This window comes from Nonomuraea angiospora (assembly GCF_014873145.1).
GTDB classification, from domain to species: Bacteria; Actinomycetota; Actinomycetes; order Streptosporangiales; family Streptosporangiaceae; genus Nonomuraea; species Nonomuraea angiospora.
Window position 1 is genome coordinate 7,478,966 of record NZ_JADBEK010000001.1, and the last position, 24,262, is coordinate 7,503,227.

25 protein-coding genes and 2 riboswitches are annotated in these 24,262 nt (G+C 69.4%); of the genes, 6 read left to right on the plus strand and 19 right to left on the minus strand.

Features of this window, described 5'->3' with window-relative positions; genetic code table 11:
• Nucleotides 1-400: 400 nt before the first annotated feature.
• The 3 genes from H4W80_RS33985 to H4W80_RS33995 all read right to left on the minus strand — a co-directional run bounded on the left by H4W80_RS33985 (nt 401) and on the right by H4W80_RS33995 (nt 3,106).
• Entirely contained in the window at nt 401-889 is a 489-nt protein-coding gene (locus H4W80_RS33985; RefSeq protein ID WP_192788814.1) for an RDD family protein, read from the minus strand.
• Between the two features lie 110 nt (nt 890-999).
• Complete coding sequence (locus H4W80_RS63900; protein WP_192788815.1) at nt 1,000-2,451, minus strand: RDD family protein; 1,452 nt, start codon at nt 2,449-2,451, stop codon at nt 1,000-1,002.
• Nucleotides 2,452-2,536: 85 nt separating this feature from the next.
• A complete protein-coding gene (locus H4W80_RS33995; protein ID WP_192788816.1) occupies nt 2,537-3,106 on the minus strand; it encodes an amino-acid N-acetyltransferase in 570 nt (189 codons plus the stop codon).
• 276 nt (nt 3,107-3,382) lie between these two features.
• A riboswitch (cyclic di-AMP (ydaO/yuaA leader) is annotated at nt 3,383-3,531 on the plus strand.
• 95 nt (nt 3,532-3,626) lie between these two features.
• On the opposite strand from H4W80_RS33995, the gene H4W80_RS63905 reads away from it, so the two are divergent.
• Nucleotides 3,627-4,577 carry a C40 family peptidase gene (locus H4W80_RS63905; protein WP_318787194.1) on the plus strand — a complete coding sequence of 317 codons (951 nt, stop codon included), beginning with the start codon at nt 3,627-3,629 and terminating at the stop codon, nt 4,575-4,577.
• 26 nt (nt 4,578-4,603) lie between these two features.
• Here the strand turns inward: H4W80_RS63905 and H4W80_RS34005 are convergent, their stop codons facing one another.
• From H4W80_RS34005 to lysX, 3 genes are all read right to left on the minus strand, one after another.
• Entirely contained in the window at nt 4,604-4,816 is a 213-nt protein-coding gene (locus tag H4W80_RS34005) for a LuxR C-terminal-related transcriptional regulator (protein ID WP_043615366.1), read from the minus strand.
• 611 nt (nt 4,817-5,427) lie between these two features.
• Complete coding sequence (locus H4W80_RS34010; protein ID WP_192788817.1) at nt 5,428-5,829, minus strand: winged helix-turn-helix transcriptional regulator; 402 nt, start codon at nt 5,827-5,829, stop codon at nt 5,428-5,430.
• Between the two features lie 74 nt (nt 5,830-5,903).
• On the minus strand, nt 5,904-7,385 hold the full coding sequence (gene lysX / locus H4W80_RS34015; protein WP_192788818.1) for a bifunctional lysylphosphatidylglycerol synthetase/lysine--tRNA ligase LysX: 1,482 nt from the start codon (nt 7,383-7,385) through the stop codon (nt 5,904-5,906).
• A 147-nt stretch (nt 7,386-7,532) separates the two neighbouring features.
• Between lysX and H4W80_RS34020 the strand changes: the two genes are divergently transcribed.
• Nucleotides 7,533-8,024, plus strand: coding sequence for a hypothetical protein (locus H4W80_RS34020; RefSeq protein WP_192788819.1), 492 nt, complete (start codon nt 7,533-7,535; stop codon nt 8,022-8,024).
• Nucleotides 8,025-8,090: 66 nt separating this feature from the next.
• Here H4W80_RS34020 and H4W80_RS34025 read toward each other — a convergent pair whose 3' ends face one another.
• From H4W80_RS34025 to H4W80_RS34045, 5 genes are all read right to left on the minus strand, one after another.
• Entirely contained in the window at nt 8,091-8,873 is a 783-nt protein-coding gene (locus H4W80_RS34025; RefSeq protein WP_192788820.1) for a type III pantothenate kinase, read from the minus strand.
• 3 nt (nt 8,874-8,876) lie between these two features.
• Nucleotides 8,877-11,402 carry an L-aspartate oxidase gene (locus tag H4W80_RS34030; protein WP_192788821.1) on the minus strand — a complete coding sequence of 842 codons (2,526 nt, stop codon included), beginning with the start codon at nt 11,400-11,402 and terminating at the stop codon, nt 8,877-8,879.
• Nucleotides 11,403-11,527: 125 nt separating this feature from the next.
• A complete protein-coding gene (gene panC, locus H4W80_RS34035; RefSeq protein WP_192788822.1) occupies nt 11,528-12,364 on the minus strand; it encodes a pantoate--beta-alanine ligase in 837 nt (278 codons plus the stop codon).
• 21 nt (nt 12,365-12,385) lie between these two features.
• Complete coding sequence (locus tag H4W80_RS34040; protein WP_192788823.1) at nt 12,386-13,276, minus strand: Rossmann-like and DUF2520 domain-containing protein; 891 nt, start codon at nt 13,274-13,276, stop codon at nt 12,386-12,388.
• Nucleotides 13,277-13,719: 443 nt separating this feature from the next.
• Nucleotides 13,720-13,947, minus strand: a complete 228-nt coding sequence (locus H4W80_RS34045; RefSeq protein ID WP_318787195.1) for a chaplin family protein — start codon at nt 13,945-13,947, stop codon at nt 13,720-13,722.
• Between the two features lie 187 nt (nt 13,948-14,134).
• Here H4W80_RS34045 and H4W80_RS34050 point away from each other — a divergent pair, with 187 nt between their 5' ends.
• Complete coding sequence (locus H4W80_RS34050; RefSeq protein WP_192788824.1) at nt 14,135-15,097, plus strand: SAM-dependent methyltransferase; 963 nt, start codon at nt 14,135-14,137, stop codon at nt 15,095-15,097.
• Nucleotides 15,098-15,104: 7 nt separating this feature from the next.
• Here H4W80_RS34050 and H4W80_RS34055 read toward each other — a convergent pair whose 3' ends face one another.
• Together H4W80_RS34055 and H4W80_RS34060 are read right to left on the minus strand one after the other, a co-directional pair.
• A complete protein-coding gene (locus H4W80_RS34055) occupies nt 15,105-16,298 on the minus strand; it encodes a cytochrome P450 (protein WP_192788825.1) in 1,194 nt (397 codons plus the stop codon).
• Between the two features lie 9 nt (nt 16,299-16,307).
• On the minus strand, nt 16,308-17,045 hold the full coding sequence (locus tag H4W80_RS34060; RefSeq protein WP_192788826.1) for a TerC family protein: 738 nt from the start codon (nt 17,043-17,045) through the stop codon (nt 16,308-16,310).
• 112 nt (nt 17,046-17,157) lie between these two features.
• A riboswitch (SAM riboswitch) is annotated at nt 17,158-17,273 on the plus strand.
• A 45-nt stretch (nt 17,274-17,318) separates the two neighbouring features.
• On the opposite strand from H4W80_RS34060, the gene H4W80_RS34065 reads away from it, so the two are divergent.
• Nucleotides 17,319-18,605 carry an aminotransferase class V-fold PLP-dependent enzyme gene (locus tag H4W80_RS34065; RefSeq protein ID WP_192788827.1) on the plus strand — a complete coding sequence of 429 codons (1,287 nt, stop codon included), beginning with the start codon at nt 17,319-17,321 and terminating at the stop codon, nt 18,603-18,605.
• A gap of 8 nt (nt 18,606-18,613) precedes the next feature.
• Here H4W80_RS34065 and H4W80_RS34070 read toward each other — a convergent pair whose 3' ends face one another.
• The gene (locus tag H4W80_RS34070; protein ID WP_192788828.1) at nt 18,614-19,273 is read right to left on the minus strand and encodes a DoxX family protein; all 660 of its coding nucleotides are present in this window, start codon (nt 19,271-19,273) and stop codon (nt 18,614-18,616) included.
• Nucleotides 19,274-19,395: 122 nt separating this feature from the next.
• Here H4W80_RS34070 and H4W80_RS34075 point away from each other — a divergent pair, with 122 nt between their 5' ends.
• Both H4W80_RS34075 and H4W80_RS34080 read left to right on the plus strand, forming a co-directional pair.
• The gene (locus tag H4W80_RS34075; protein WP_192788829.1) at nt 19,396-20,541 is read left to right on the plus strand and encodes an NADH-quinone oxidoreductase subunit D; all 1,146 of its coding nucleotides are present in this window, start codon (nt 19,396-19,398) and stop codon (nt 20,539-20,541) included.
• Nucleotides 20,538-21,605, plus strand: a complete 1,068-nt coding sequence (locus H4W80_RS34080; protein ID WP_192788830.1) for an acyltransferase family protein — start codon at nt 20,538-20,540, stop codon at nt 21,603-21,605. The genes H4W80_RS34075 and H4W80_RS34080 overlap by 4 nt, the downstream gene beginning before the upstream one ends.
• On the opposite strand, the gene H4W80_RS34085 is transcribed toward H4W80_RS34080, so the two are convergent.
• Genes H4W80_RS34085 through folP form a run of 5 tightly spaced genes read right to left on the minus strand, consistent with a single transcriptional unit; the run spans nt 21,602 to nt 24,209 of the window.
• The gene (locus tag H4W80_RS34085) at nt 21,602-22,057 is read right to left on the minus strand and encodes a DUF3180 domain-containing protein (RefSeq protein ID WP_192788831.1); all 456 of its coding nucleotides are present in this window, start codon (nt 22,055-22,057) and stop codon (nt 21,602-21,604) included. The genes H4W80_RS34080 and H4W80_RS34085 overlap by 4 nt on opposite strands.
• Nucleotides 22,054-22,557: a 2-amino-4-hydroxy-6-hydroxymethyldihydropteridine diphosphokinase gene (folK, locus tag H4W80_RS34090; protein ID WP_192788832.1), complete on the minus strand. Its 504-nt coding sequence runs from the start codon at nt 22,555-22,557 to the stop codon at nt 22,054-22,056. The genes H4W80_RS34085 and folK overlap by 4 nt, the downstream gene beginning before the upstream one ends.
• The gene (folB, locus tag H4W80_RS34095; protein WP_378526809.1) at nt 22,554-22,919 is read right to left on the minus strand and encodes a dihydroneopterin aldolase; all 366 of its coding nucleotides are present in this window, start codon (nt 22,917-22,919) and stop codon (nt 22,554-22,556) included. The genes folK and folB overlap by 4 nt, the downstream gene beginning before the upstream one ends.
• Nucleotides 22,909-23,355, minus strand: coding sequence for a nuclear transport factor 2 family protein (locus H4W80_RS34100; RefSeq protein WP_192788834.1), 447 nt, complete (start codon nt 23,353-23,355; stop codon nt 22,909-22,911). The genes folB and H4W80_RS34100 overlap by 11 nt, the downstream gene beginning before the upstream one ends.
• Entirely contained in the window at nt 23,352-24,209 is an 858-nt protein-coding gene (gene folP, locus H4W80_RS34105) for a dihydropteroate synthase (protein WP_465263740.1), read from the minus strand. The genes H4W80_RS34100 and folP overlap by 4 nt, the downstream gene beginning before the upstream one ends.
• Nucleotides 24,210-24,262: the final 53 nt, after the last annotated feature.

Below are 24,262 nucleotides of genomic sequence, written 5' to 3' on the forward strand. Positions count from 1 at the left end.
CCTCGGCCTGATCCTCGCGGTTTCGGCGGCCTCCCAGGGCCTCGGACCGGACCAACTTCACTACGCCAAAGATGAAGGCACCCCCGACCACAGCCGGGGGGATGAGCGCTGACAATACGTCTGTAAGGGCTTCCATTCGTCCTCGCCTCCACGGCTAGCGGGGTTTCAGGGGCGCATAATGCGGATGGGAGCGCGCCCAGGAGGGGCGTTGCGGCCCTCACGACGCGCCAGGTGACTACCGTTCGCACCCGACCATAGCGGCGCACAGATGCCCTGCGCCTCGCAGGGCACCAACATCCGGCAACCCGGATGCCCCATAGCCTAATGCCAGTCTCTCCAGGCTCCTTACCGGATCAAGGGAAAATTTTTGGAATTGGCGTCCTGCCAGGCACGGGATCGGTCAGCGAAGATCTTTTACCACGCGTGTTCCGGCCAGCCTGTCGTGCGGCCCGCGTTCCAGGGGCTTGTCGATCAGGATGAGCAGCCCCACGCAGAACAGGAGCATTCCGGCGACCAGATTGGCCACGGGAATGCCCATCAGCATGACGGGGCCCGGATAGACCAGGGCCCGTTTGAGCAGCGCTCTGGAGGCCACGTGGGGCGGCGCCAGGCGAATCCCCATGATCGCCTTGCCGAACGTCCTGCCGCGCCGGTAATGGGCCCGCCAGTCGTAGCCCGTATAAGCCAGCCCCACCACCAGCCACGCGAACACACCGGGCAGCCGGCCCTCGAACGCCTCCAGCATCCCGACAGTCCGGAAGACGCCCCACAGCGCGATGAACAGAATGTAATAGAGCAACCCGAAGACGAACGCCTCAATCGCCCGGGCGGCGAGCCGTTCCCACCATTCCGCGGGCGGCGCGTCCGCCCCCGGCGGCGACCCGGCCATAACCCCCACCTCGCGTCATCAGCGGCTCAGGTTCCCCATTTTGGTACGGCCTGTGGACACAAAACAGGGGCCGACGCGAAGCCGGCCCCTGCTTTTACCTGACGCTTGGACTACTTGATCTTCACCACCACGGTGTTGGCCAACTTGTCCGCGAACGTCTGCTGCAGCGGCTTGTCCCAGAGCTGCGAGGCACCGTTGACGCCCACGGCGGCGTAGGCGAGCAGCGAGCCGACGAAGCCCAGGGGGAGGGCGTTGAGGATCCAGCCGCCCCACGTCACGCCGGCGCGCTTGAGCGCCAGGTCGGTCGGCAGGCCGCCCGGGGACATGGCCTGGCCCACGGGGACGACCTTGATGCCCATGACCATCTTGCCGACGGTCTGCCCCTTCGCCTTCAGCAGGAAGAAGTCGTAGAGGACCCACAGGGCGGTCACGACGACCGCCGACAGGATGGCCACGACCACAGGCCCGAACAGGCCGCTGCTGCTGCCGTCCAGCGAGGAGTAGCTGGCCAGGAACAGTATGCCCATGATCAGGCCGATGACTATGTTCACGATGAAGAGGATGACCCCATCGATGAGCCTGGCCACCAGGCGCTGCCACCACTCCGCCAGCGGGGCCGGCGCGCCGGGCGGCTGCACGCCCACGGGTCCGGGCTGGCCGTAGGCCTGGCCGTAGCCGGGCTGGCCGTACTGCTGCGCCTGCCCGTAGCCCTGCTGCCCGTACTGCTGCTGGCCGTACTGCTGGTCGCCGTAGCCCTGCTGGGCGTAGCCGGGCTGGGACTGCTGCTGCTGACCGTAGCCCTGCTGGCCGTACTGCTGCTGGCCGTAGTCGGGCTGCGACTGGGGCTGCTGCCCGTACTGCTGGCCGTAGTCCGGCTGGGACTGCGGCTGCTGGCCGTACTGCTGCTGACCGTAGTCCGGCTGGGACTGCGGCTGCTGGCCGTACTGCTGCTGACCGTAGTCCGGCTGCGACTGGGGCTGCTGGCCGTACTGCTGGCCGTAGCCCTGCTGGCCCGACGGCGGCTGCTGCCCGTAACCCGGCTGGGACTGGGCCTGCTGGCCGTAGCCGGGCTGCGACTGCGGCTGCTGGCCGTACTGCTGGCCATAGCCCTGCTGGCCCGACTGGGGCTGCTGGCCGTACTGCTGCTGCCCGTAGCCCTGCTGACCGTAGTCAGGCTGGGACTGCTGCTGCTGCCCGTAGCCCTGCTGGCCGTAGCCGGGCTGGGACTGGGCCTGCTGGCCATAGCCGGGCTGGGACTGCTGCTGGCCGTACTGCTGGCCGTAGTCCTGCTGGCCCGACTGGGGTTGCTGGCCGTACTGCTGCTGGCCGTATTGGGGTTGCTGACCGTACTGCTGTTGCTGTCCGTACTGGGGTTGCTGGCCATAGCCCTGCTGACCGTACGGGGGCTGCTGCCCATAGGCGTCGTCCGCCCGGTAGCCGATCACAGTCGCGTCCGGGTCGGGCTCGCCGGGGTGGCGGCCCTGGTTCTGCTGCCCGTAGTAGGGAGGCGCAGAGTTGTCGCCGGATTCGTCCTGTGGATACGGCGGCTGTCCGGTGCTCACCGTGTCACCTCGCTTCGAGTGCGCATGTGGCACGTGTCAGGACACATGCCTGTGCTGCCCAACGTATCGACATAGGTATCAACAATCACCTTTCCATCTGGTCAAGGTCCACGTCACCCGATGTCAGGTGGAGCAGCATGCGGGTGTTTCCCAGCGTGTTCGGCTTGACGTGTTCAAGATCCAAAAACTCCGCCACACCCTCGTCGTACGAGGCCAGGAGTTCGGCGTAGACCTCGGGTGAGACCGGCGTGCCCTGAATCGGGCGGAACCCGAGCCGCGCGAAGAAGTCGACCTCAAAAGTAAGACAGAATACACGTCGCAGACCCAAATCCTTAGCCTGCTGGATCAGCGCGGAGACGATCCGGTGGCCGACGCCCATCCCCCGGCACTCGGGATCCACCGCCACCGTGCGGACCTCGGCGAGGTCCTCCCAGAGCACGTGGAGCGCGCCGCAGCCGACGACCTGCCCGCCTCGCTCGGCCACCCAGAACTCCTGTACGTCCTCGTACAGCGTCACCGTGGCCTTCTCCAGAAGCCGCGGCCCCGCCCCGGCATAGGTGTCCACCAGGCGTCTGACCATGCGCACGTCGGGCGTGCGGGCACGCCGGACCACCACCGCGGTCTCGGGCGCTGTCAGCTCGGCCACCTGCTCCATGGTTCTCCAGGGTACAGATCTCATTACGGCTCAGCCCTAACTCCCATGTCTCGGCCCATCTTGTTACATCTCGTGGTCAGATCGGCACCGGACCTCACGGCCGGCTCGCTCCCGCCGAAAGCGCGGACAAATGGGGCATAGGGCCTCTTCTGCACGGGTGCCCACGAGATCACCTTGTGACCCTTCGGTTGTGAAACCTCTACAGACTTGGCAGTTCTGGTTGAGCACGAACCCGGAGTGCATTAGTGTCCAGCGACAATGTTCCCCGCGTGTCGCGCGGGAGACACGCCCAATTCTCGCAAGAGAAGCCGGGGAACCGCCGGTGGCGACCTCCGACGCCGCCACGGGGTGAATCCGAGTCTTTCGGTAGGGCTGCTCCGGCCCGAACCCGTCAGCTAACCCGGTAGGCGTCGACGAGAGGAGCTGGTTGGTGAAGCCCACGCTCAGCGGTGGGGGGAAGTCGGCGGGCAAGCATGCCCGCCCTCCGGAACGGGCTCGGCGGGCGCGCCGCGTCGGTGTGGTGAGTCTCACAGTCGCCGCGCTGCTCTTCGCCATCCCCGTCGGTTCGGCGTCCGCGGATCCCGAGCCCACCCTGAAAGAGCTCGCCGACCAGGCCACGAAGCTGCACACCGACATCGAGACGCTGACCGAGCAGTACAACGGCCAGCGGGAGAAGCTCAAGTCCGCCAAGAAGGCCGCCGAGGTCGCGCAGAAGACGCTGACGACCAGCGAGTCCGATCTGGCCGCCAAGCGCGCGAGGGCCGTCGCGCTGGCCCAGAACGCCTACATCACCGGCGGCATGAAGACCCTCGCCTTCGCCACCTCCGACGACCCCGAGGGCTTCCTCAACCGCGCCGCGACCTCGTACGCGCTGCAGGCCGAGCAGAGCGAGGAGATCAACCAGCTCACCAGGGCGATGGACACGGCCACCCGCGCCAAGGAGAGCGCCACGGCCCGCATCGACGAGGTCCAGAAGCTCGTCACCGACCTCGACACCAAGCGCGACAGGATCACCAAGCTGGTGGCGAAGGTCGAGAGCAGCCTGTTCAGGCGGGCCCTGGGCGAGGCCGGACGGCCCGGCACGCGGGCCGTGCGCGTCAACCTGCCCATCCCGGGCTCGGGCAAGGCCGCGGAGGCCGCGCGGTGGGCGCTCACGCAGCAGCTCAAGCCGTACGTCTGGGGCGCCGAGGGTCCCAGCTCGTACGACTGCTCCGGGCTCGTCATGGCGGCGTTCCAGCGCGTGGGCATCTCGCTGCCGCACTACACCGGCGACCAGTGGACGGCCGGCCGGCACATCTCGCGCGAGGAGCTCCGGCCGGGCGACCTGGTGTTCTTCTACAGCGACCTGCACCACGTGGGCATCTACATCGGCGGCGGCATGATGGTGCACGCCCCGCAGACGGGTGACGTCGTACGGATCGCGTCGATCGCGAGGCGGCCTTTCGCCGGCGCGGTCCGCATCGCCGACTGAGCCCGCACCCCGGCGGTCCGCCGCGGCTAGATCAGCTGGCGGCGGGCTGCCCAGGCCACGGCCTCGATCGCCGTGGCCACGCCGATGCGGTCGCAGATTCCCCGTAATCTTCGGCGTACCGTGCGCCCGCTGATATCCAGCCGCCGCCCAACCCGATCGACCGTGACTCCCTTGGCCAACTCCGCCAGCAGCGCCAAATCAGCATGGCTGAGCTCAACGCCTTCAGTGAGCACATCCATCGGGAGCCCTCCCCCCAACAGCAGAAACTTGGACCTCACAGACGGGCCAAAGCCGCTCCTCGCAGACGGTAAACGCATCCTGGAAAGGTCGTCAAGCATGACAATCGCCGCACTTGACGAGCGCTATTGACATGATCCGCTATATATGACGCACTCGCGATATGTCAGAACGTAGTGTGATCACATTGGGGCTTCCGGAATAGCCCTGACCAGCGCTCCCCTTTTCGATCAGCGCGGTATGGATATTCCCCATGATCGATACATCTATGGCGTGATCTTTCCGCCATGGGGTCAGCCACCAATCGCTCGCTTTGTACGGCGTCACCATGCGATCCGACAACCCAGGTCAGATGGTTGATTAAGGCGAGGTGATCAATTCACCGGGGGGATCGCCACCCCGGGTTCCGGACGCGTGAAGGGCCGCGAGCGTGCCGGGCGACCTCGTTTCCGGGTGTGCGTGAGGGGCGCGTGGCGAGGTGGTCACAGGGGCGGCCGGAGCACCGCGAGCGGGCCCGGGCCCGCCCCTCGGCGACCTTGACGCCATGCTGACAAGCGCGCTCGGATCGGAAACCGGGCGGCCCGGAAGCCGGATTCGCGACGGCGGTGATCGCTCAGGCGCCGGCGGCGTCGTAGCGGTCCCTGGCGGCCTCGACGTCCTCCATGTGCGCCTCGGCCCAGCTCTTGATCGCGGCCACCAACGGCATCAGGCTCTCGCCCAGCGGGGTGAGCGCGTAGTCCACCCGTACCGGCACGGAAGGGGTGAGCGTCCGCGAGACCAGACCGTCGCGCTCCAGGCCGCGCAGGGTCTGCGTGAGCATCTTCTGGCTGACGCCCGCGATGCGCCTGGACAGGTCGCTGTAGCGGCGCGGGCCGTCCGAGAGCGCGGTGAGCAGGAGGGTGACCCATTTGTCGCTGAGGGTGTCGAGCAGCTTCCTGGAGGGGCACTCGGCGAAGTACGCGTCGAAGACCTGCTTGGCCTCGTCGCGCTGCTCCGCCGCCGTCTTCGTGGCCACCCGCACGCCCCTTCCCCGCCTGCTACTTACCAGGAGAGAGTAGAGCGCCCGGGGCGGGCGCTCCAAGACGTGGGTCAGTGGGTGGGCTTGACCAGCGGGAACAGGATGGTCTCGCGGATGTTCTTGCCGGTGAAGGCCATGATCATCCGATCGATCCCCGCTCCCATGCCCCCCGTGGGCGGCATGGCGTACTCGAGGGCCTGCAGGAAGTCCTCGTCCAGCTGCATCGCCTCGAGGTCGCCCCCGGCGGCCAGGAGGGACTGCTCCACCAGGCGGCGGCGCTGCTCGATGGGGTCGATCAGCTCGGAGTAGGCCGTGCCCAGCTCCGTGCCGAAGCCGATCAGGTCCCACTTCTCGGTCAGCAGCGGGTTGTCCCGGTGCTGGCGGGTCAGCGGCGAGGTCTCCAGCGGGTAGTCCATGACGAACGTGGGCTGGACGAGCGTGTGCTCCACCAGGGCCTCGAAGAGCTCCTGCACCAGCTTGCCAGGGCCCCACTTCGGGTCCCAGTGGATCTCGCGCCGATCGGCGATCTTGCGCAGCTCCTCCAGGCCGGTCGCGGTGGTGATCTCCTCGCCCACGGCCTCCGACACCGCGCCGTAAAGAGTGACGCGCGGCCACCGGGCGATCCCGAGGTCCACCTCCACCCCGTCATGGACGACCACCGTGGTGTCCAGGGCGGCCACCACGGCCTTCTGGTACATCCGCTGGGTCAGGTCGGCCATGTCGTTGTAGTCGAGGTAGGTGCCGTAGGCCTCGAGCATCGTGAACTCGGGGTTGTGCGTGGAGTCGGCGCCTTCGTTGCGGAAGTTGCGGTTGATCTCGAAGACCTTCTCGATGCCCCCGACCACGAGCCGCTTGAGGTAGAGCTCGATCGCGATGCGAAGGTAGAGCTCCATGTCGTAGGCGTTGATGTGGGTCTTGAAGGGCCGGGCCGCCGCGCCGCCGTGGATGGGCTGCAGCATGGGCGTCTCGACCTCGAGGTAGCCCTCCTCGTGCCAGAAGTCACGCACCGCGCGCACCGTGGCGCTGCGCAGGCGGGCCATCTTCCGCGACTCGTCGTTGACGATGAGGTCGACGTAGCGCTGGCGGACGCGCGCCTCCGGGTCGGTGAGCCCGACGTGCTTCTCCGGCAGTGGGCGCAGGCACTTGGCGGTGATCTGCCAGCTGTCGGCGAGGATGGACAGCTCGCCGCGCCGCGAGGTGATGACCTCGCCGATCACGCCCACGTGGTCGCCCAGGTCGACGTCGCGCTTCCACGCGGCCAGCGAGTCCTCGCCCACCTTGTCGAGAGAGATCATGACCTGCAGGTCGGCGCCCCCGTCGCGGAGCGTGGCGAAGCAGAGCTTGCCGCCCACGCGGTTGAGCATGACGCGCCCCGCGACCGCGACCGTGTCGCCGGTGGCGGTGTCGGGCTCCAGGCCCTGGTATTTCTCCCGGACCTCGGCGTTGGTGGCCGTACGGGGGAAATTCACCGGGTAAGGATCGACGCCCTCGCTGCGAAGGCGGTCGAGCTTCTCCCTCCGGATGCGCATCTGCTCGGGAAGTTCGTCGCTCACAAGAACAAAGGGTAGGGGATATGGCGACCTGCAAGGGTTCGTCGGCACGCTGAAGGGCCGCTGCAAGAGCCCTCTTCTATCAATGTCTCACGAGCTCAGGGGGGAACCGGTAGGGAGCCGGTCCCAGGGGGAGCTCAAGGAGAGAAGATGTTGAAGAAGATCGCGACCGGCCTCCTCGCCGTCGCCGCCACCAGCGCGCTGGCCCTGTCGCTGCCCGCCGCCGCCAACGCCGCCACGGCCGGCGCCCCGAGCCACGACGACGACTACTCCGACTACTGGGGCCCCGTCTACGCCAAGAACAGCCAGGCCAAGTCGCAGGGCTGGATCGGCGTCAGCTGGGACGAGGACGGCGAGTCGAACGAGGTCACCGTCAAGGGCCGGCTCTACGACCTGGACAACCGCGACGAGGACGAGGGCGGCAAGTGCGCATTCGTGAAGTTCGAGGCCAGCGACTTCGACCACGACTGGTCGCCGGTCTACTCCAAGAAGTACTGCGGCTTCCCCGGCTACAAGAAGTTCACCTTCTCGGAGAACGACGTCTTCAGCGTGCGGGTGAAGGTCTGCCAGATCGGCCAGTACAGCAACTACCCGACGAAGTGCGGTCGCTGGGACTACATCTACACCAACGAGAGCGAGTGACGAGTCGTCCCCGGACGCGCGAGCGGCCTCCCACCCGAGCGGGAGGCCGCTTTTTCCTGCTGGAGCTCAGGCGGTGTTCCGGTGGTAGATCAGGCGCAGGCCGATGAGCGTCAGCCACGGCTCGTGCACGTCGATGGAGCGCGACTCGCCCACCACCAGCGCCGCGTGGCCGCCCGTGGCCACCACCGTCACCTCGTCGGGGTCGTCGGCCAGCTCGGCCGCCATCCGCTCCACGATCCCGTCCACCTGGCCCGCGAAGCCGTAGATGATGCCGGCCTGCAGGGCCTCCACCGTGTTCTTGGCGATCACCGAGCGCGGCCTGACCAGCTCCACCTTGTGCAGCTGGGCCCCGGCGGCGGCCAGCGCGTCGACCGAGATCTCGATGCCGGGAGCGGTCACCGCGCCGACGTACTCGCCCTTGGCCGACACCGCGTCGAACGAGGTCGCGGTGCCGAAGTCGACGATGACGCAGGGGCCGCCGTACTGGTTGATGGCCGCCAGCGCGTTCACGATGCGGTCGCTGCCGACCTCTTTGGGGTTGTCCATGCGTACGGGCACCCCGGTGCGGATGCCCGGCTCCACGATCACCGCCGTCACGTCGCCGTAGTAGCGGCGGCACATCTCACGCATCTCGTTGAGCACACTTGGAACGGTCGAACAGATGGCGATGCCGTCAATGTCCGCACCCTTGAGCAGCGGCGACTGAGCCAGCAGCCCCTGGAGGACGACCGCGATCTCGTCGGCGGTGCGGCGGGCGTCGGTGGCCAGCCGCCAATGCTCGATGACGTCCTCGCCCTCGAACAGTCCGAGCACGGTGTGCGTGTTGCCGACGTCGATCGTGAGCAGCATCAATTACCCCCGCAGATCCAATGCGATGTCCAGAGCCGGCGCAGAGTGCGTCAGCGCTCCCACCGCCAGATAGTCAACGCCAGTTTCGGCCACGCGACGAGCCGATTCCAAGGTCAATCCCCCGCTGGCTTCGAGCGCAATCCTCTTGTTCGCCCGATTTTTCACGACATATACGGCGCGGGCCGTGTCCTCGATCGTGAAGTTGTCCAGCAGGATCTCCTCGGCTCCCTCGTCCAGAACGGCCTCCAGTTGGTCGAGCCGGTCGATCTCCACCTCGATCGGCAGGTCGGGGTAGGCCTCCCTGACCGCCCTGAACGCCTCGGCCACCCCACCGGCCGCCACGACGTGGTTGTCCTTGATCAGCGCGGCATCCGACAGCGACATCCGGTGGTTCACGCCGCCGCCGCAGCGCACCGCGTACTTCTCCAGCGCCCGCAGCCCCGGCAGCGTCTTGCGGCTGTCCCGCACGCGCGCCGCCGTGCCGCTGATCGCCTCCACCCACCTGCCGGTCAGCGTGGCCACCCCGGACAGGTGCGTGAGCAGGTTGAGCGCGGTGCGCTCGGCCGTCAGCAGGGCCCGTACCGGCCCCTCGACCGTCATCAGCACGTCTCCGGCCCGCACCCGCTCGCCGTCCTTGGCCCTTCTCTCGGTACGGGCGGCGCCCAGCCGGACGAACACCGCCTCCGCGACCGCCAGCCCGGCCACCACGCCGTCCTTGCGGGCCACCACGTCGGCCGCCGAACGCTGCTCGGCCGGGATGGTGGCCAGGCTCGTCACGTCGCCGGCCTCCTGCAGGTCCTCGGCCAGCGCCCGGTCGATCAGCGCGTCCACCTCGGCCGGGTCCAGCCCGGCGGCGGTCAGCTCCTGTGCCAGGCGCGACGGCATCGCGTCGCCGTGGGGCGTGTACGTCATGCGGGGGCCCTCCTCGGTCAGGGTCACGTCCAGGTGGCCCAGCCAGTCGTTGTCGTCACGGGTGTCGTAGTCCTCGCGCCAGTGCGAGCCGCGGGTCTCCAGCCTGGCCGCCGCCGCGCCGGTGAGCACGGTGGCGACGGTGAGCAGGTTGGTGGCCTCCCAGGACTCGGTGCATGCGGGCACCTCGACCGGCGTCCAGCGCGCGTCGCGCAGCGCCCTGGCCGTGGCCAGCAGCGACTCGCGGCTGCGCAGCACGCTCGCCCCGGTGCTCATGTGCGCCTGGATCCGGGACCTGACCCTCGGGTCCACCAGCCCGGAGGCGGCGCCGCTCTCGACCGGCTCGCCCGGCGCGGGGCGTACCGCCTGGATGTCCTCGGCAATGCGCTCGGCGAAGACGAGCCCTTCGAGCAGGGAGTTGGAGGCCAGCCGGTTGGCGCCGTGCACGCCGCTGCAGGCCACCTCGCCGCAGGCGTACAGACCCTCGATCGAGGTACGGCCGCGCAGGTCCGTCATGACGCCGCCGCTCGCGTAGTGGGCGGCCGGGGCGACGGGGATCGGCTCGGTGGCCGGGTCGATGCCGTGCTCCCGGCAGACGGCGTAGATCGTGGGGAAGCGGGTCTCCCACTTCTCACGGCCGAAGTGGCGGCCGTCGAGGTACATGTGGTCGCGGCCCGTCTCGCGCATCCTGCGCATGATCGCCTTGGCCACGATGTCGCGCGGTGCCAGGTCGGCCAGCTCGTGCGCGCCCTGCATGAACCTGACGCCCTCGTGGTCCACCAGGTACGCCCCCTCGCCCCTGACCGCCTCCGAGATCAGCGGCTGCTGGCCCGTCGAGCCCTCGCCGAGCCACAGCACGGTCGGGTGGAACTGGACGAACTCGATGTCGCGCACCACCGCCCCGGCCCGCAGCGCGAGCGCCACCCCGTCGCCGGTGGAGACCGCGGGATTGGTGGTGGCCGAGTAGACCTGGCCCATGCCGCCGGTGGCCAGCACCACCGCCCTGGCGCGCACCGCGCCCACCCCGTCGCGGGCGCCCTCGCCCATGACGTGCAGCGTCACTCCCCTGGCCCGGCCCTTCGCGTCCTTGAGCAGGTCGAGCACCAGCGCGTGCTCGATCACCTCGATCTCCGCGGCCCGTACGGCCTCGACGAGCGCCCGCTGCACCTCGGCGCCCGTGGCGTCGCCGCCCGCGTGCACGATCCGGTGCCGCCGGTGCCCGCCTTCCCTGGTGAGCTGGAGCTCCCCGTCGGCGGTGCGGTCGAAACGGGCGCCGCGGGCGATGAGCCGTCGCACCGCGCCGGGCCCCTCCGTGACGAGCGTGCGCACCGCCCGCACGTCGCACAGCCCGACCCCGGCGATCAACGTGTCGTTCAGGTGCTCGTCAGGGGTGTCGCGGGGGTCGAGCACGGCCGCGATGCCGCCCTGGGCCCAGCGGGTGGAGCCCGCCGACAACACGTCCTTGGTGACGACCAGCACCTTGGCGGACGGCTCCAGCTCCGCGTGGCGCAGCGCCACGGTCAGGCCCGCGACGCCGGAGCCGATGACGACCACGTCCGCCTCGACGGTCCAGCCGGGCGCGGGCGCGGTCAACCGCAGGGGAATCGCCGGTGCACTCATCAGGGGTCTCCTCACTGAGGGATTTCGTCAATATGACGATAACGCCTCGCACGGAGTGAGAAGTCAGCGGCCCTCCGTTTTCCGGATGAACGCCTCAGGGCATACCGGGCTGCGAGTAATCCGCCTCAGGCGGGGTTAAAGGTGAGGGTGACGTTGTCGATCAACCGGGTGGTGCCCACCGTGGCGGCGACCGCGAGCACGGCCGGCCCCGCGTACGACTCGTCCACCTCGGCGAACGTCGCCGGATCGACCAGCGCCAGATAGTCGGTCGCGAGCCGGGACCCGGCCGCGTCGAGCACCTCCTGGGCCACCGCGCGGACCCGGGCAGGGGTGAACTCGGCCGCGCCCGCCCGCAAGGCGCGGGAGAGCGCCAGCGCCACCTGGCGGTCGTCCTCGGACAGGTAGCGGTTGCGGCTCGACAGGGCCAGGCCGTCGGGCTCGCGTACGGTCGGCGCCCCCAGGATCTCGATGGGCAGGTCGAGGTCGGCGACCATGCGGCGGATGAGGGCGAGCTGCTGGGCGTCCTTCTGCCCGAAGACCGCCAGGTCGGGCTGGACCAGGTTGAACAGCTTGAGCACGACCGTCAGCACGCCGTCGAAGTGGCCGGGCCGGAAGGCACCCTCGACGATCGAGCCCATGTGGCCCGCGGAGACGCTCACCTGGCGGTCGGAGGCGTACATCTCCGCGGCGTCAGGATGGAAGACGACGTCCACGCCCTCGGCCCGGCACACGTCCAGGTCGGCGTCGAATGTACGGGGATAGCGTGAAAAATCCTCGCTTGGACCGAATTGCAGGGGGTTGACGAAGATACTGACCACGACCTGATCGGCGCGGACGCGGGCCTGCCTGATCAGCGACCTGTGCCCCTCGTGCAGCGCGCCCATGGTGGGCACCAGGGCCACCGCACCACCACGACGCGCCTTGACCAGGTCTTCCCGGCCTTTGGCAACGATCAACTCCATAAAAAGCCCCTTAATCGCATCTCAGGTCCATATATTGCCCCCCAGCGCGTCGAGGAGCCGCTCCGCCTCCTCCGGTTTGAGCAGCCCCGCGGCCAGCGCGCGGTCGGCCGTGAGGCGGGCCAGCGCGATGTAGGCGTCCGCCGCCTCGGGCGCCGCCAGGATCAGCGCGTCCACGTGCTTGCGCACGGTGCCGGCGTCGCCGCGGACGACCGGGCCGGTCAGCCCCGCGATGCCCAGCCGCAACACGTTGTCGAGCGCGGCCCCGAGCAGCGGGCCCAGCATCCGCCCCGGGTGCTCGACGCCGATGCGCCCCAGCAGCTCCTGCGACTCGGCGATGAGGGTGACCATGTGGTTGGCGGCCCCGGCCAGCGCCGCGTGGTAGAGCGCGCGGTCGGCGTCGGCGATCCAGACCGGCTCGCCGCCCATCTCGATCACCAGGGCCTCGGCGATCGGCCGCAGCACGTCGGGGGCGGTCACGCCGTACGAGATGCCGGTGAGCTTGTTGAGGTCGTCGTCCCTGCCCGTGAAGGTCATCACCGGGTGCAGTGCGAGCGGCAGCGCGCCGGCCTTGGCGGCCGGCTCCAGCACGGACAGCCCGTACGCCCCGCTGGTGTGCACCAGCAGCTTGCCGTGGAGGTCGGCCCCCGTCGTGGCCAGCCCGTTGACGAGGTCGGGCAGCGCGTCGTCGGGCACGGTGAGCAGGATGAGCTGGGCCGCCGCCACTACCTCGTCGGGCCTGGACGGCTTGACGCCGAGCCGGTCGGCCGCCCATCGCTGTGAATTGTCCGAAACGCCGCTCGCGGCCGCGATCCGGTGGCCCGCCTGAGCCAGTGCGGCACCGAGGGCCGAGCCGACCTTGCCCGCCCCGAGTACGCCGACAGTCAGCCGTGCCGGGCGATCCCCTGCGTCCATGACGTCACACCCCTGTCGACCTGCTGATGAGAAGCCTGCCGGGCGGACTGCCGCCCTGGCCTCGACCAGGCACGACGAGCTGGACTCCGGTCCGACGAGCAGGCTTCTGTTGTGGCACTGCCGACCAGCGTAACGGCCTCTCAAGTCTGCGGACCGTAGGGCCTGTCCCGCGACTCGCCCGGGGGCTCCTACGTGACCGCGGTTTTGCCGCCCGTTGAGTTAACGACAAATGCGACAAGGGCATACAAAACGTGCACCCCCTGTCGGAAGAGATGAGGAGAGGGGTTCCATCGCATGGCAGCGGGCGCCGAGTCCCCTCATCCAGGACCCGACGCCCGCAGGATGTGACCTCTTTGGAGGTGCGACCGGCCGGCCGCTCGCCGACCGGCCAGCCGGAGTCAGAGCCCGGGCCGGACGAGTGCCGGCCCGGGCTCTTTCTTCTGTCAGTGGTGGCTCGGCACGTTGGCGTAGGCGCCACCCTGGCAGCCGGCGAACGCGGCGCCGATGACGGCCACGGCGTTGCCACAGACGTTGATCGGGATCGCGATCGGAAGGTGCAGCTGGTTGCCGCCGAGCACGCTGCCGTTGCCGCTGGTCGTGTCGGCGTGCGCCGGGGCCGCGAGCGACAGCATGGCGACGGCTCCTGTGACGACCATGACCTTCTTCAGCACGAGGGCTCCTCTCGATTTGGCGGCCTGGGGCCGCTGGTGCTTGCGCGGGAGCGGCCGGTCGCGCCAAATTGGGGGTGACGCAACGCGAACGCTCGATGACATTAGGTAAACGTAGCGCAAGTCGGCGACTATGAGTAGCCAAATGATGACGATGCGTGTCACACGAAAGTCATGAGATAGTCCTGCCATGTGGCTCACCTGGCGCGCCGCAATGGAGCGTGCGCTGTACGGCGAGGAGGGCTTCTACCTTCGCGAACGCCCTTCAGGCCACTTCCGCACCTCGGTCAGCGCCTCCCCGGCGTTCGCCGACGCGGTGCTGGCGCTGCTGTCGGAGGTGGACGCCGAGCTCGGCCGCCCTGGCGTGCTCGACCTGGTCGACATCGGCGCGGGCGAGGGCCTGCTGGTCGCCCAGGTGCTGGAGGCCGCCGAGCCCGCGCTGCGCGACCGGCTCCGCGTCACCGCCGTCGACCTCTCCCCACGGCCGGAGGGCCTGCCCGAGCGGATCGCCTGGCGGCGGAGCGTGCCCACCGGCATCACGGGCCTGGCCATCGCCAACGAGTGGCTCGACAACGTGCCGCTCGACGTGGTGGAGCAGACCGCCGCCGGGCCGCGCCTCATCATGGTCGACGTCCGCACCGGCGAGGAGCGCCTCGGTGAGCCGCCGCGACCGGACGACTGCGCCTGGCTCGACCGGTGGTGGCCGCTGACCCGGGTGGGCTCGCGCGCGGAGATCGGCCGCCCCCGCGACGAGGCGTGGGCCTCCGTCCTGGGACGCCTCACGAGGGGCCGAGCGATTGCCGTGGATTATGCACACCCTGTGGATAACCGGCCGCTCTGTGGCACGTTGACCGGTTACCGCGATGGCGCGGTCGTTGCCCCGATCCCCGATGGGACCTGCGATATCACGGCTCATGTCGCGCTTGACGCGTGCGCCGAGGCCGGGCGCGAGGCCGGCGCGATATCCACAGCCTTGTCCACACAGCGCGACGCGCTGAGGGCTGTGGGGATCACCGGCACCAGGCCCCCGATCGACCTGGCCCGCACCGAGCCGCGCGCCTACATCCGGGCACTGGCCAGGGCGTCGGAGGAGGGTGAGCTGATCGACCCGGCGGGGCTCGGCGGGTTCGGCTGGCTCAGCCAGAGGCGGTGACGCTGGCTCAGCCAGCGGCGGTGACCTCCAGCGACCGCAGCCCTCTGATGACGTAGCCGGGCTTCCAGCTCGGCTCCTCCCGCAGTTCGAGCTTGGCCGCCCGGTCCAGGAGGGCGCCGTACGACTCCATGAGCTCGATGCGGGCCAGCGGCGCGCCCAGGCAGAAGTGGATCCCGGCCCCGAACGAGATGTGCGGATTGTCGGCCCGCCCCACGTCGAGCCGGTCGGGGTCCTCGAAGACCGCCGGGTCGCGGTTGGCCGAGCCGAACAGCAGCGCCACCTCCGAGCCGCGCGGGATCTCCACCCCGTGCACCTCGATGTCCTCCAGCACCCAGCGCTCGAACATCTGCAGCGGCGTGTCCCAGCGCATCACCTCCTCGACGGCCGTGGGCAGCAGCGAACGGTCCTCGCGCAGCCGTGCCAGTTCGGAGGGATTGCGGAACAGGGCCCACCAGCCGTTGCCCGTCACGTTCACGGTGGCCTCGTGGCCGGCGTTGAGCAGCAGCACGCACGTGCCTACCAGCTCGTCCTCGGTCAGCTCGTCGATCTGCGCGAGCGCGCTGATCAGGTCGTCGCCGGGGGCCCGGCGGCGCTGCGCGGCCAGGGTCTTGAGGTAGCCGGCGAACTCCGACGCCGCCCGTACCGCCGTGTGCTGGGCCTCAAGGCTCGGGTTGAGCTCGTACATGCCGCAGATCTCCGCCGACCAGGGGCGCAGCAGGTGGCGGTCGGCGTGGGGGATGCCGAGCATCTCCGCGATCACCGTCACCGGGAGCGGCTCGGCGACCTCGGCGAGCAGGTCGCCGCCGCCCTTCTCCACGAACGCGTCCACCAGGCCCGCGGCGATGGCGCGCACCCGGGGACGCAGTGACTCGACCATGCGCGGCGTGAACGCCTTGGAGACCAGCCGGCGCAGCCTGGTGTGCACCGGCGGCTCCACGTCGAGCATGCCCGCCCTGATCACCCGCCAGAACGGGTCCTGGAACTCCGGCTCCGGCGGCCTGCCGAACTCCTCGTGGGTGGCCACGTGAAGGTAGGACCGCCCCAGGCGGCGGTCTCTGAGCAGGGCGTTCACGTCTGAATGACGTGAGATCAGCCACTGGTTCGTCGGCTCGAAGTAGCTGACCGGCGCCTCGCGCCTCAGCTCGTCGTACACCCGGTACGGGTGAGCCACGAAATCCGGATCCCAAGGGTCAAATCGCACTATTTCATCTTAAGGAGCGGGTTCCTCCTGTGTCGCCGTTCGCTTGCCCCGCGCCCGGATGTTCAGCAGCTCCACGACGAGCGAGAACGCCATCGCGAAGTAGATGTAGCCCTTGGGGATGTGCTGGCCGAAGCCCTCGGCGATGAGCACCACACCGATCAGCACCAGGAACGCCAGCGCCAGCATCTTGATGCTCGGGTGCCGGTCCACGAACCTGCTGATCGGGCCCGAGGCGAAGAGCATCACCAGCACCGCCACCACGACCGCCGCGATCATCACGCCGAGCTCGTCGACCATGCCGACGGCGGTGATGACGGAGTCGAGCGAGAACACGATGTCCAGCACCATGATCTGGACGATCACCGCGGCGAAGGAGGCCGCCGCGGCCTTCTTGCCGTCCTTGCCCACGGGGCCGTCCATGCTGTGGCCGATCTCGGTGACGCTCTTGCCCAGCAGGAACAGGCCACCGAGCAGCAGGATCAGGTCGCGTCCCGATATTTCGTGACCGAAGACGGCGAACAGCGGCTCGGTGAGCTGCACCACCCACGACAGGGCGAGCAGCAGGAGCAGCCGGGTGATCAGGGCCGCGCCCAGCCCCAGCACCCGGGCTCTGTCCCGTTGTTCGGGAGGTAGTTTCCCGGCCAGGATGGAGATGAAGATGATGTTGTCGATCCCCAGCACGATCTCCAGGGCGACGAGGGTGAAGAAACCGATCCATATCTGTGGGTCGGTCACCCAGTCCAACATTTACGCACCTCCATGACACATGAGCGGGATTTCCGGTAGCAACGAGCCAGGTGCCGGATAAGTTCACCGACTTGCGATCGAGGGAGGGGATTGGGTTATAGTCTCCGCCGTAGGTCATGAGTGCCAGCGACAAGCCCCGGCTAGCTGGCCGGCAACCCTCGCGTCCGCGGCGGGGTGCCCCGGGTGAAGACCTGGTCCGTCACGAGGCGTGGCGGGCAAGCGCGGGCTCCGTGGCTGCTTCCAGGGGTCCGATGACCCTGAGGGAGATGTGCCGTGTCCACGTTGACGATCTTCAGCTCCGTTCCCGCTCGCGCCGCCGAGGCGGTTCCGGTCGCCCCGAGCAGGCCGATCCCCGCCGTGCTCGGGGCCGATCTCGAGGTGCCGGTCAAGGGTGGCAGGCTCGTCGGCTACGCCAACCTCGACTACGCCGCCAGCGCCCCCTGTCTCGAGCCGGTCAGCGCCGCCGTGACCGCCGCGCTCCCGGCCTACTCCAGCGTCCACCGGGGCGCGGGCTACGCCTCGCAGCTCACCACCGCCCGCTACGAGCAGGCCCGCCACACGGTCCGGGCGTTCGTCGGGGCCCGCCCGGACGACGCCGTGATCTTCACCCGCAACACCACCGACGGCACGAACCTCCTGGCCCGCTGCCTGCCCGCCGGCACCACCACCGTCGTCTTCGACACCGAGCACCACGCCTCCCTCCTGCCCTGGCCCAAGTCCGTACGGCTGGCGCCGCCCGCCTTCCCCGGCGAGGCCGTCCGCGCCGCCGACGAGGCCCTGGCCGGCATCGACGGCCCCAAGCTGCTCGTGGTCACCGCCGCCTCCAACGTCACCGGCGAGCTGTGGCCCATCGCCGCCCTGGCCCACGTCGCCCACCGGCACGGCGCCCGCATCCTGGTGGACGCCGCCCAGCTCGTACCGCACCGGCGGCTCAACCTGACCGCGCTCGACCTGGACTACGTGGCCTTCTCCGGGCACAAGCTGTACGCGCCGTTCGGCGCGGGGGCGCTGGTCGGGCGGCGCGACTGGCTCGCGGAGGGCGAGCCGTACCTCAAGGGCGGCGGCGCGGTGCGCTCCGTGGGCGACGACACCGAGTGGCACGACGACCCCGAGCCGCGGCACGAGGCGGGCACCCCGAACGTGCTGGGCGCCATCGCCCTGGCCGCCGCCTGCGACGCGCTCACGGCCACCGGCTGGACCGCGCTGGTGCGTGAGGAGGAGCGGCTGATCGCGCGGCTGCGGTCGGGGCTGGCCTCGATCGAGGGCGTACGGGAGCTGTCGCTGTGGGGGGACGACCACCCGCGCGTCGGCATCGTGTCGTTCACCGTGGACGGCTACTCGGCCCGCGAGGTGGCCGAGGTGCTGTCCAGCGAGTACGGCATCGGGGTGCGTGACGGCAAGTTCTGCGCGCACCCGTTCGTCCGGCACCTGTTGGGTGAGACCGACGGCGGATGTGAGGACGGCACCGCTTCCGCGGTGCGGGCCTCCATCGGCATCGGCTCCACGCAGGAGCACGTGGACCGGCTGGTCGAGGCCGTGCGCGACCTCGTCAACCGCTGAGTGAGCCGCTAGACGGCGTCGGAGCGGTTCGGCGGCTTGCGGTGCGGCGGCGGCTCGTCGGAGACCAGGGCGTCGATGTCCCTCATGTCGTCGTCGTTGACCCCGCCGGCCCGGTGCTCGGTCGGCTGCCTGGGCACCCGAGGCGCCTCGGCGGACGTCGCGGGCGTCGCGGGGCCGGCGGGCCTGGTCGTGACGTTCGACGGCTCAGGACGCTGTGGCTGCGCGGCGTGCTCCTCCTCGGCGGCCCGGCGTGCCGAGCGCCGGCGGAACATCGCGGCGAAGATCCCGTCGATCCCGATCCGGCCACCCCCCAGCGCCAGGAACAGCAGGCCCAGTGCCCCGAGCGCGCCGGGCAGCTCCCAGCCTCCGGCGCTGGACAGCACCCCGTGCCCCGCGTGCACGTACGTGATGGCGCCCAGCATGTTGATCAGCAACAGCAGCCCCACGAGGCGCACCAGCAGGCCCAGGATCAGGAAAATGCCGCCCGCGGTCTCCACGACGGTCGCGAACGCGGCGGCGAGCTCCGGCATCGGGATCCCCATCCCCTTGAACGCCTGCCCCGTGGCCGCGAGGCCGCCCTGCCACTTCTGCGAGCCGTGCGCCACGAGGACCACTCCGGTCACCAGCCGTGCGATCAGCGTCGCGACATCAAACACAACTCTCTTCATGGTGTTATCTCCCCCCGTTCCTGGTATTCCTCCCCGTGTCCGAGTTAGGGATGCGTTTGCGTACCATTCCTTGACCCGCCCCCGCCCTGGATCATCAACCGGGGCGGTGGCAGCATTGCCATATGACGGAACGTGTGGTCGGGATCGGCGCGGGTGCGAAAGAGCTGGCCACCGAGGACATGATCCTCAACATCGGCCCGCAGCACCCGTCGACCCACGGGGTGCTCCGGCTCAGGCTGACCCTCGACGGCGAACGCATCACCGCCGCCGAGCCGATCATCGGCTACATGCACAGGGGCGCGGAGAAGCTGTTCGAGGTCCGCGACTACCGTCAGATCATCATGCTGGCCAACAGGCACGACTGGCTGTCGGGGTTCGCGAACGAGCTGGGCGTGGTGCTGGCCGCCGAACGCCTGCTCGGCATGGAGCCCCCGGTCCGGGCCGTGTGGGCGCGCACGCTGCTGGCCGAGCTCAACCGGGTGCTCAACCACCTGATGTTCCTCGGCTCCTATCCCCTGGAGCTCGGCGCGATCACGCCGCTGTTCTACTCGTTCAACGAGCGCGAGCGCATCCAGGCGGTCATGGAGGAGATCTCCGGCGGACGCATGCACTACATGTTCAACCGGGTCGGCGGCCTCAAGGAGGACCTGCCGCTCGGCTGGCTCGACCGGGTGTCGGAGGCCGTCGCGGAGACCCGCCGCCGCGTGCCCGACATCGAGAACCTCATCCTGCACAACGAGATCTTCATCGCCCGCACCAAGGGCGTCGGCGTGCTCTCCCGCGAGCAGATCACGCAGTACGGCGTCAGCGGCCCCATCGCCAGGGCCTCCGGCGTGGACTTCGACCTGCGCCGCGACGACCCGTATCTCGCCTACCCCGAGCTGCCCGTGAAGGTCGTCACGCGGCAGGCCGGCGACTGCCACTCGCGGTTCGAGGTGCTGTTCGACCAGCTCAAGGTCTCGCTCGACCTGGCCGACGCCTGCGTCTCGCGGCTGCGCTCGCTGCCTCCCGGGCCGATCAACCAGCGCCTGCCGAAGGTGCTCAAGGTGCCGGAGGGCCACACGTACGCGTGGACCGAGAACCCCCTCGGCATCAACGGCTACTACCTGGTCTCCAAGGGAGACAAGACCCCGTGGCGGCTCAAGCTGCGCTCGGCCTCCTACAGCAACGTCCAGGTGCTGCGGGAGATGCTGCCCGGCCACCTGGTCGCCGACATGGTGGCCATCCTCGGCTCGATGTTCTTCGTCGTGGGTGACATCGACAAGTGAAAGCCGAGCGCGACAAGTACGTCGACTGGCTCCGCGCCCTGAGCCTGTGCGTCGTGGTGGTCTGGCACTGGGCGTTCACCATCCTGGAGTGGAAGCCGAGCGGCCCCGAGCCCACCAGCCCGCTGGGCTTCACCTCGGGGCTGTGGATCCTGACCTGGCTGCTTCAGGTGCTGCCGCTGTTCTTCTACGTGGGCGGCCACGTGCACCTGCTGTCCTGGGAGCGGGCCAGGGCCCGCGGCGTCGGCATCGGCTCGTTCGTATGGCGGCGCATCCGCGCGCTGGCCTTACCCGCCCTGTTCCTGTCCGGGGTGTGGATCGCCATCGGGGCGGTCGTGACGTACACGTTCCAGGTCGACTGGATGTGGCGGGTGGTGCTGCTCGTGCTCAGCCCGCTGTGGTTCCTGGGCGTCTACCTCGTGCTGATCGCGCTGCTGCCCGTGGCGCTCTGGCTGCACCGCCGCTACGACGTGCTGGCGCTGATCTGGCTCGGCGGCGCGGCGCTGGTGGTGGACGTGGTGCGCTTCCGGTACGGGGTCGACTGGGTGGGCTGGCTCAACATGATCATCGTCTGGGGGCTCGCCCACCAGGCCGGGTTCTTCTACGACCGGATCGTCATCCTGCCCAGGCGCTATGACGTCGCGGTGCTCTGGACGGGGCTGTTCGCCCTGTTCGGCCTGGTCTACTCGGGCATCTACCCGGGCTCGATGGTGGGCGTGCCGGGCGACAAGTGGTCGAACATGGCGCCGCCCACGTTCGTGATCGTCGCCCTGCTGCTGTTCCAGGTCGGGCTGGTGGAGGTGCTGCGGCCGTCGATGGAGCGGGTGCTGGAGCGTCCGGGCTGGCGGCGGGTGAACGAGTTCATCAACCGGTACTCGCTGCCGCTCTTCCTCTTCCACACGACCGGGATGGCCATCGCGCTGGGCCTGTCGTGGTGGCTCTTCGGCTCCCTGGGCACCGAGATCCCGCCGGACCTGAAATGGTGGCTGGAGCGCCCGATCGCCATCATCGGCCCGCTGATCTGCACCGCCCCGGTCATCTATCTGTTCGGGCGTCGCCGCGTTTAGTCTGGTTTGTGCTCGTCCTTGTCCTTGGGGATCCGGCAGGCGTGCTCCAGGTAGAGGGCGGCGCAGATCAGCACCACGCAGGACACGAACGACCCCGCCGCGACGAAGAACTCCGCCCGCGGCGTCTCCCGGTCCAGGATCTGCACCGTGTAGAGCGCGAAGCCGGCGAACAGCCCGCCGAACACCGCCCCCGCGTACGCCGACGCCTTGGCCAGCGCGGCCAGCCGGGCCACCGACAGCGGCTCCACCGGCTTGGTGTCCGGTTTCCTGGCGATCCTGGCCTTGGTCACCCAGGCGCTGTAACCCTCACCGATGGCCAGCAGCAGCACGGTCGGGATCGCCGTCCACGGCATCAGGGGCAGGTCGGAGTAGAAGGGCCTGACCGCCGCCCACGTGATCAGCGCGACGACGGCGATGATGCCGACCAGGGGGCCCGGATGGGTCGGCCTCAATCGGGCCTCTGCAGCTTCAGGTCGTCGCGCAGGCGTACGCCCTGCTGGTCGAGCGCCGCCAGCAGCTCCGTCACCCGGCCGCGCCCGGGCACCACCGCGTCAGGGTCGGCCTGCGCCCACGGCACGAGCACGAACGCGCGCTCGTGCGCGAGCGGATGCGGCAGCGTCAGCTCCGGCTCCTCGCAGACCGTGTCACCCACCACGATCAGGTCGACGTCGAGCGTGCGCGGCCCCCAGCGCTCGGCGCGCACCCGCCCGAAGGCGTTCTCCACGCTCTGTGCCCGTTCCAGGAGCGTGCGCGGCTGCAGGGTGGTCTCCGCGATCACTATCGCGTTGAGATAAGGCTTCTGTCCCGGTGGACCGCCCACAGGGTCGGTCTCGTAGACCGGCGACGCCTGGACGAACTCCAGCCCCGGGGCGTCGAACAGGGTGTCCACGGCACCTTGCAACGTCTGGAACCGGGGCCCCAGGTTGCTGCCGAGAGCGAGGACGACTTTCATACGCGGCTCCGCTCAATGGTCACGACCACGTCGTCGAACGGCAGCGGGATGGGCGCCGCCGGTTTGTGCACGCTCACCTCGACCTTGCGCACCAGCTCGCTGGCCAGGCAGACGTCGGCCAGCCGCTGCGCGAGCGTCTCTATCAAGGCGACCGGCTCGCCCTGCACGACCTCGACCAGCGCCTCGGCCAGCTCCCCGTAGTGGACGGTCTTGGTGAGGTCGTCGCCGGCCGCGGCCGGCGCGGTGTCGAGGAACAGCGTCGCGTCCACGACGAACTCCTGCCCGAGCTCCCGCTCGGCAGGGAGCACGCCGTGCCTCCCCCTGGCCCGCAGGCCCTTGAGAGCGATGCGATCAGGGCTCAAGCTCGCCTTCCTCCTCCTCGTCGTCATCTCCCTGGAGCACCGGCGAACCGTGGTGCATCCACAGCCGCCAGCCCTGCGCGGTGCGGAGGTAGACGTTGCTGGCCACCACCTTGCCCGCGGCGAAGCTGGACTCACCCTCCTCGCCGGCGGTGAGGATGTTCTCGACGCAGGTGAGCACGGCCACATCGCCCAGCACGGTCGTGTCGACGTCGGTCAGCACGAACTGGATGTAGGTGGTGTTGGCCATGATCAGGGCCCACGACCGCAGCACCTCGGACCGGCCGCTGAGCAGGGTCCAGCCCGGGTGGACGCAGCTCACCTGGTCGTCGGCGGTGTCTTCGGCCCAGATCTCGGTCATCTTGTCGAGATCCGCGTTCTCGATCGCGGCGTAGAACTCCTGGTTGATCGTCTCGATCGCGACGGTGTCGACGCTCATGTGTTGGCTCCGGCTCTCTTCCATGCGGCTGCCACGCGTACGGCATCGGCGTTGGGGCCCACCTCGTGGACGCGTACGCACCAGGCGCCCGCCTGGGCGGCCAGCGCGGTCACGGCCAGCGTCGCGTCGTCGCTGCGGCTGAACGGCCGGGGTGCGCCGTCAGGACCTGCCAGCAACCGCCCGAGGAAACGCTTGCGCGACGCTCCGATGAGCAGTGGATAGCCCAGCTCGGCCAGCTGGGGGATCCCGGCCAGCAGCGCCCAGTTGTGCTCGGCGTTCTTGGCGAAGCCCAGGCCGGGGTCGAGCACGATCTGCTCCTCCGTGACGCCCTCGGCCAGGACCAGATCGACCCGCTTGCCGAGCTCCTCGCGGACCTCGGTGACCACGTCGGCGTAGACCGCGCGGCTTTCCATGTCATGGCTGTGGCCGCGCCAGTGCATCACGACGTACGGGACGCCGGTCGCGGCCACCACTCGCGGCATCTCCGGGTCGGCGAGACCACCGCTCACGTCGTTGACCAGCCGCGCCCCCGCCTCGACCGCGGCCTTGGCCACCTCGGCCCGCATCGTGTCGACGCTGACCGCCACTCCCTCGGCGTTGAGCGCCCTGATCACGGGGACGACCCTGGCCAGCTCCTCCTCCAGGGACACCCTGGCCGCGCCGGGGCGGGTGGACTCGCCACCCACGTCGACCAGGTCGGCCCCCTCCTGAACCAGCTCAAGGCCATGCTGGATGGCGGCCGCCTCGTCGAACCACAAGCCGCCGTCGGAGAACGAATCGGGGGTCACATTGACCACACCCATGACGAGGCACCGATCCGCACCTCCCGGCACGCTGATGGGCACGCTAGTCATGGGCCAAGCCTAGGCGCTCCCCCACACATGTTGACATCGTGGGTACCCCGTTC

Coding starts and splice junctions, on each gene's coding strand:
- folK (WP_192788832.1), bottom strand. CDS start 22,557: ATGAAAGTCGTCCTCGCTCTCGGCAGCAACCTGGGGCCCCGGTTCCAG.
- H4W80_RS34070 (WP_192788828.1), bottom strand. CDS start 19,273: ATGAAGAGAGTTGTGTTTGATGTCGCGACGCTGATCGCACGGCTGGTG.
- H4W80_RS34050 (WP_192788824.1), top strand. CDS start 14,135: ATGTGGCTCACCTGGCGCGCCGCAATGGAGCGTGCGCTGTACGGCGAG.
- folP (WP_465263740.1), bottom strand. CDS start 24,209: ATGACTAGCGTGCCCATCAGCGTGCCGGGAGGTGCGGATCGGTGCCTC.
- H4W80_RS34060 (WP_192788826.1), bottom strand. CDS start 17,045: ATGTTGGACTGGGTGACCGACCCACAGATATGGATCGGTTTCTTCACC.
- H4W80_RS34020 (WP_192788819.1), top strand. CDS start 7,533: ATGTTGAAGAAGATCGCGACCGGCCTCCTCGCCGTCGCCGCCACCAGC.
- H4W80_RS34040 (WP_192788823.1), bottom strand. CDS start 13,276: ATGGACGCAGGGGATCGCCCGGCACGGCTGACTGTCGGCGTACTCGGG.
- H4W80_RS33985 (WP_192788814.1), bottom strand. CDS start 889: ATGGCCGGGTCGCCGCCGGGGGCGGACGCGCCGCCCGCGGAATGGTGG.
- H4W80_RS34025 (WP_192788820.1), bottom strand. CDS start 8,873: ATGCTGCTCACGATCGACGTCGGCAACACGCACACCGTGCTCGGACTG.
- H4W80_RS33995 (WP_192788816.1), bottom strand. CDS start 3,106: ATGGAGCAGGTGGCCGAGCTGACAGCGCCCGAGACCGCGGTGGTGGTC.
- H4W80_RS34075 (WP_192788829.1), top strand. CDS start 19,396: ATGACGGAACGTGTGGTCGGGATCGGCGCGGGTGCGAAAGAGCTGGCC.
- H4W80_RS34005 (WP_043615366.1), bottom strand. CDS start 4,816: ATGGATGTGCTCACTGAAGGCGTTGAGCTCAGCCATGCTGATTTGGCG.
- H4W80_RS34030 (WP_192788821.1), bottom strand. CDS start 11,402: ATGAGTGCACCGGCGATTCCCCTGCGGTTGACCGCGCCCGCGCCCGGC.
- H4W80_RS34100 (WP_192788834.1), bottom strand. CDS start 23,355: ATGAGCGTCGACACCGTCGCGATCGAGACGATCAACCAGGAGTTCTAC.
- panC (WP_192788822.1), bottom strand. CDS start 12,364: ATGGAGTTGATCGTTGCCAAAGGCCGGGAAGACCTGGTCAAGGCGCGT.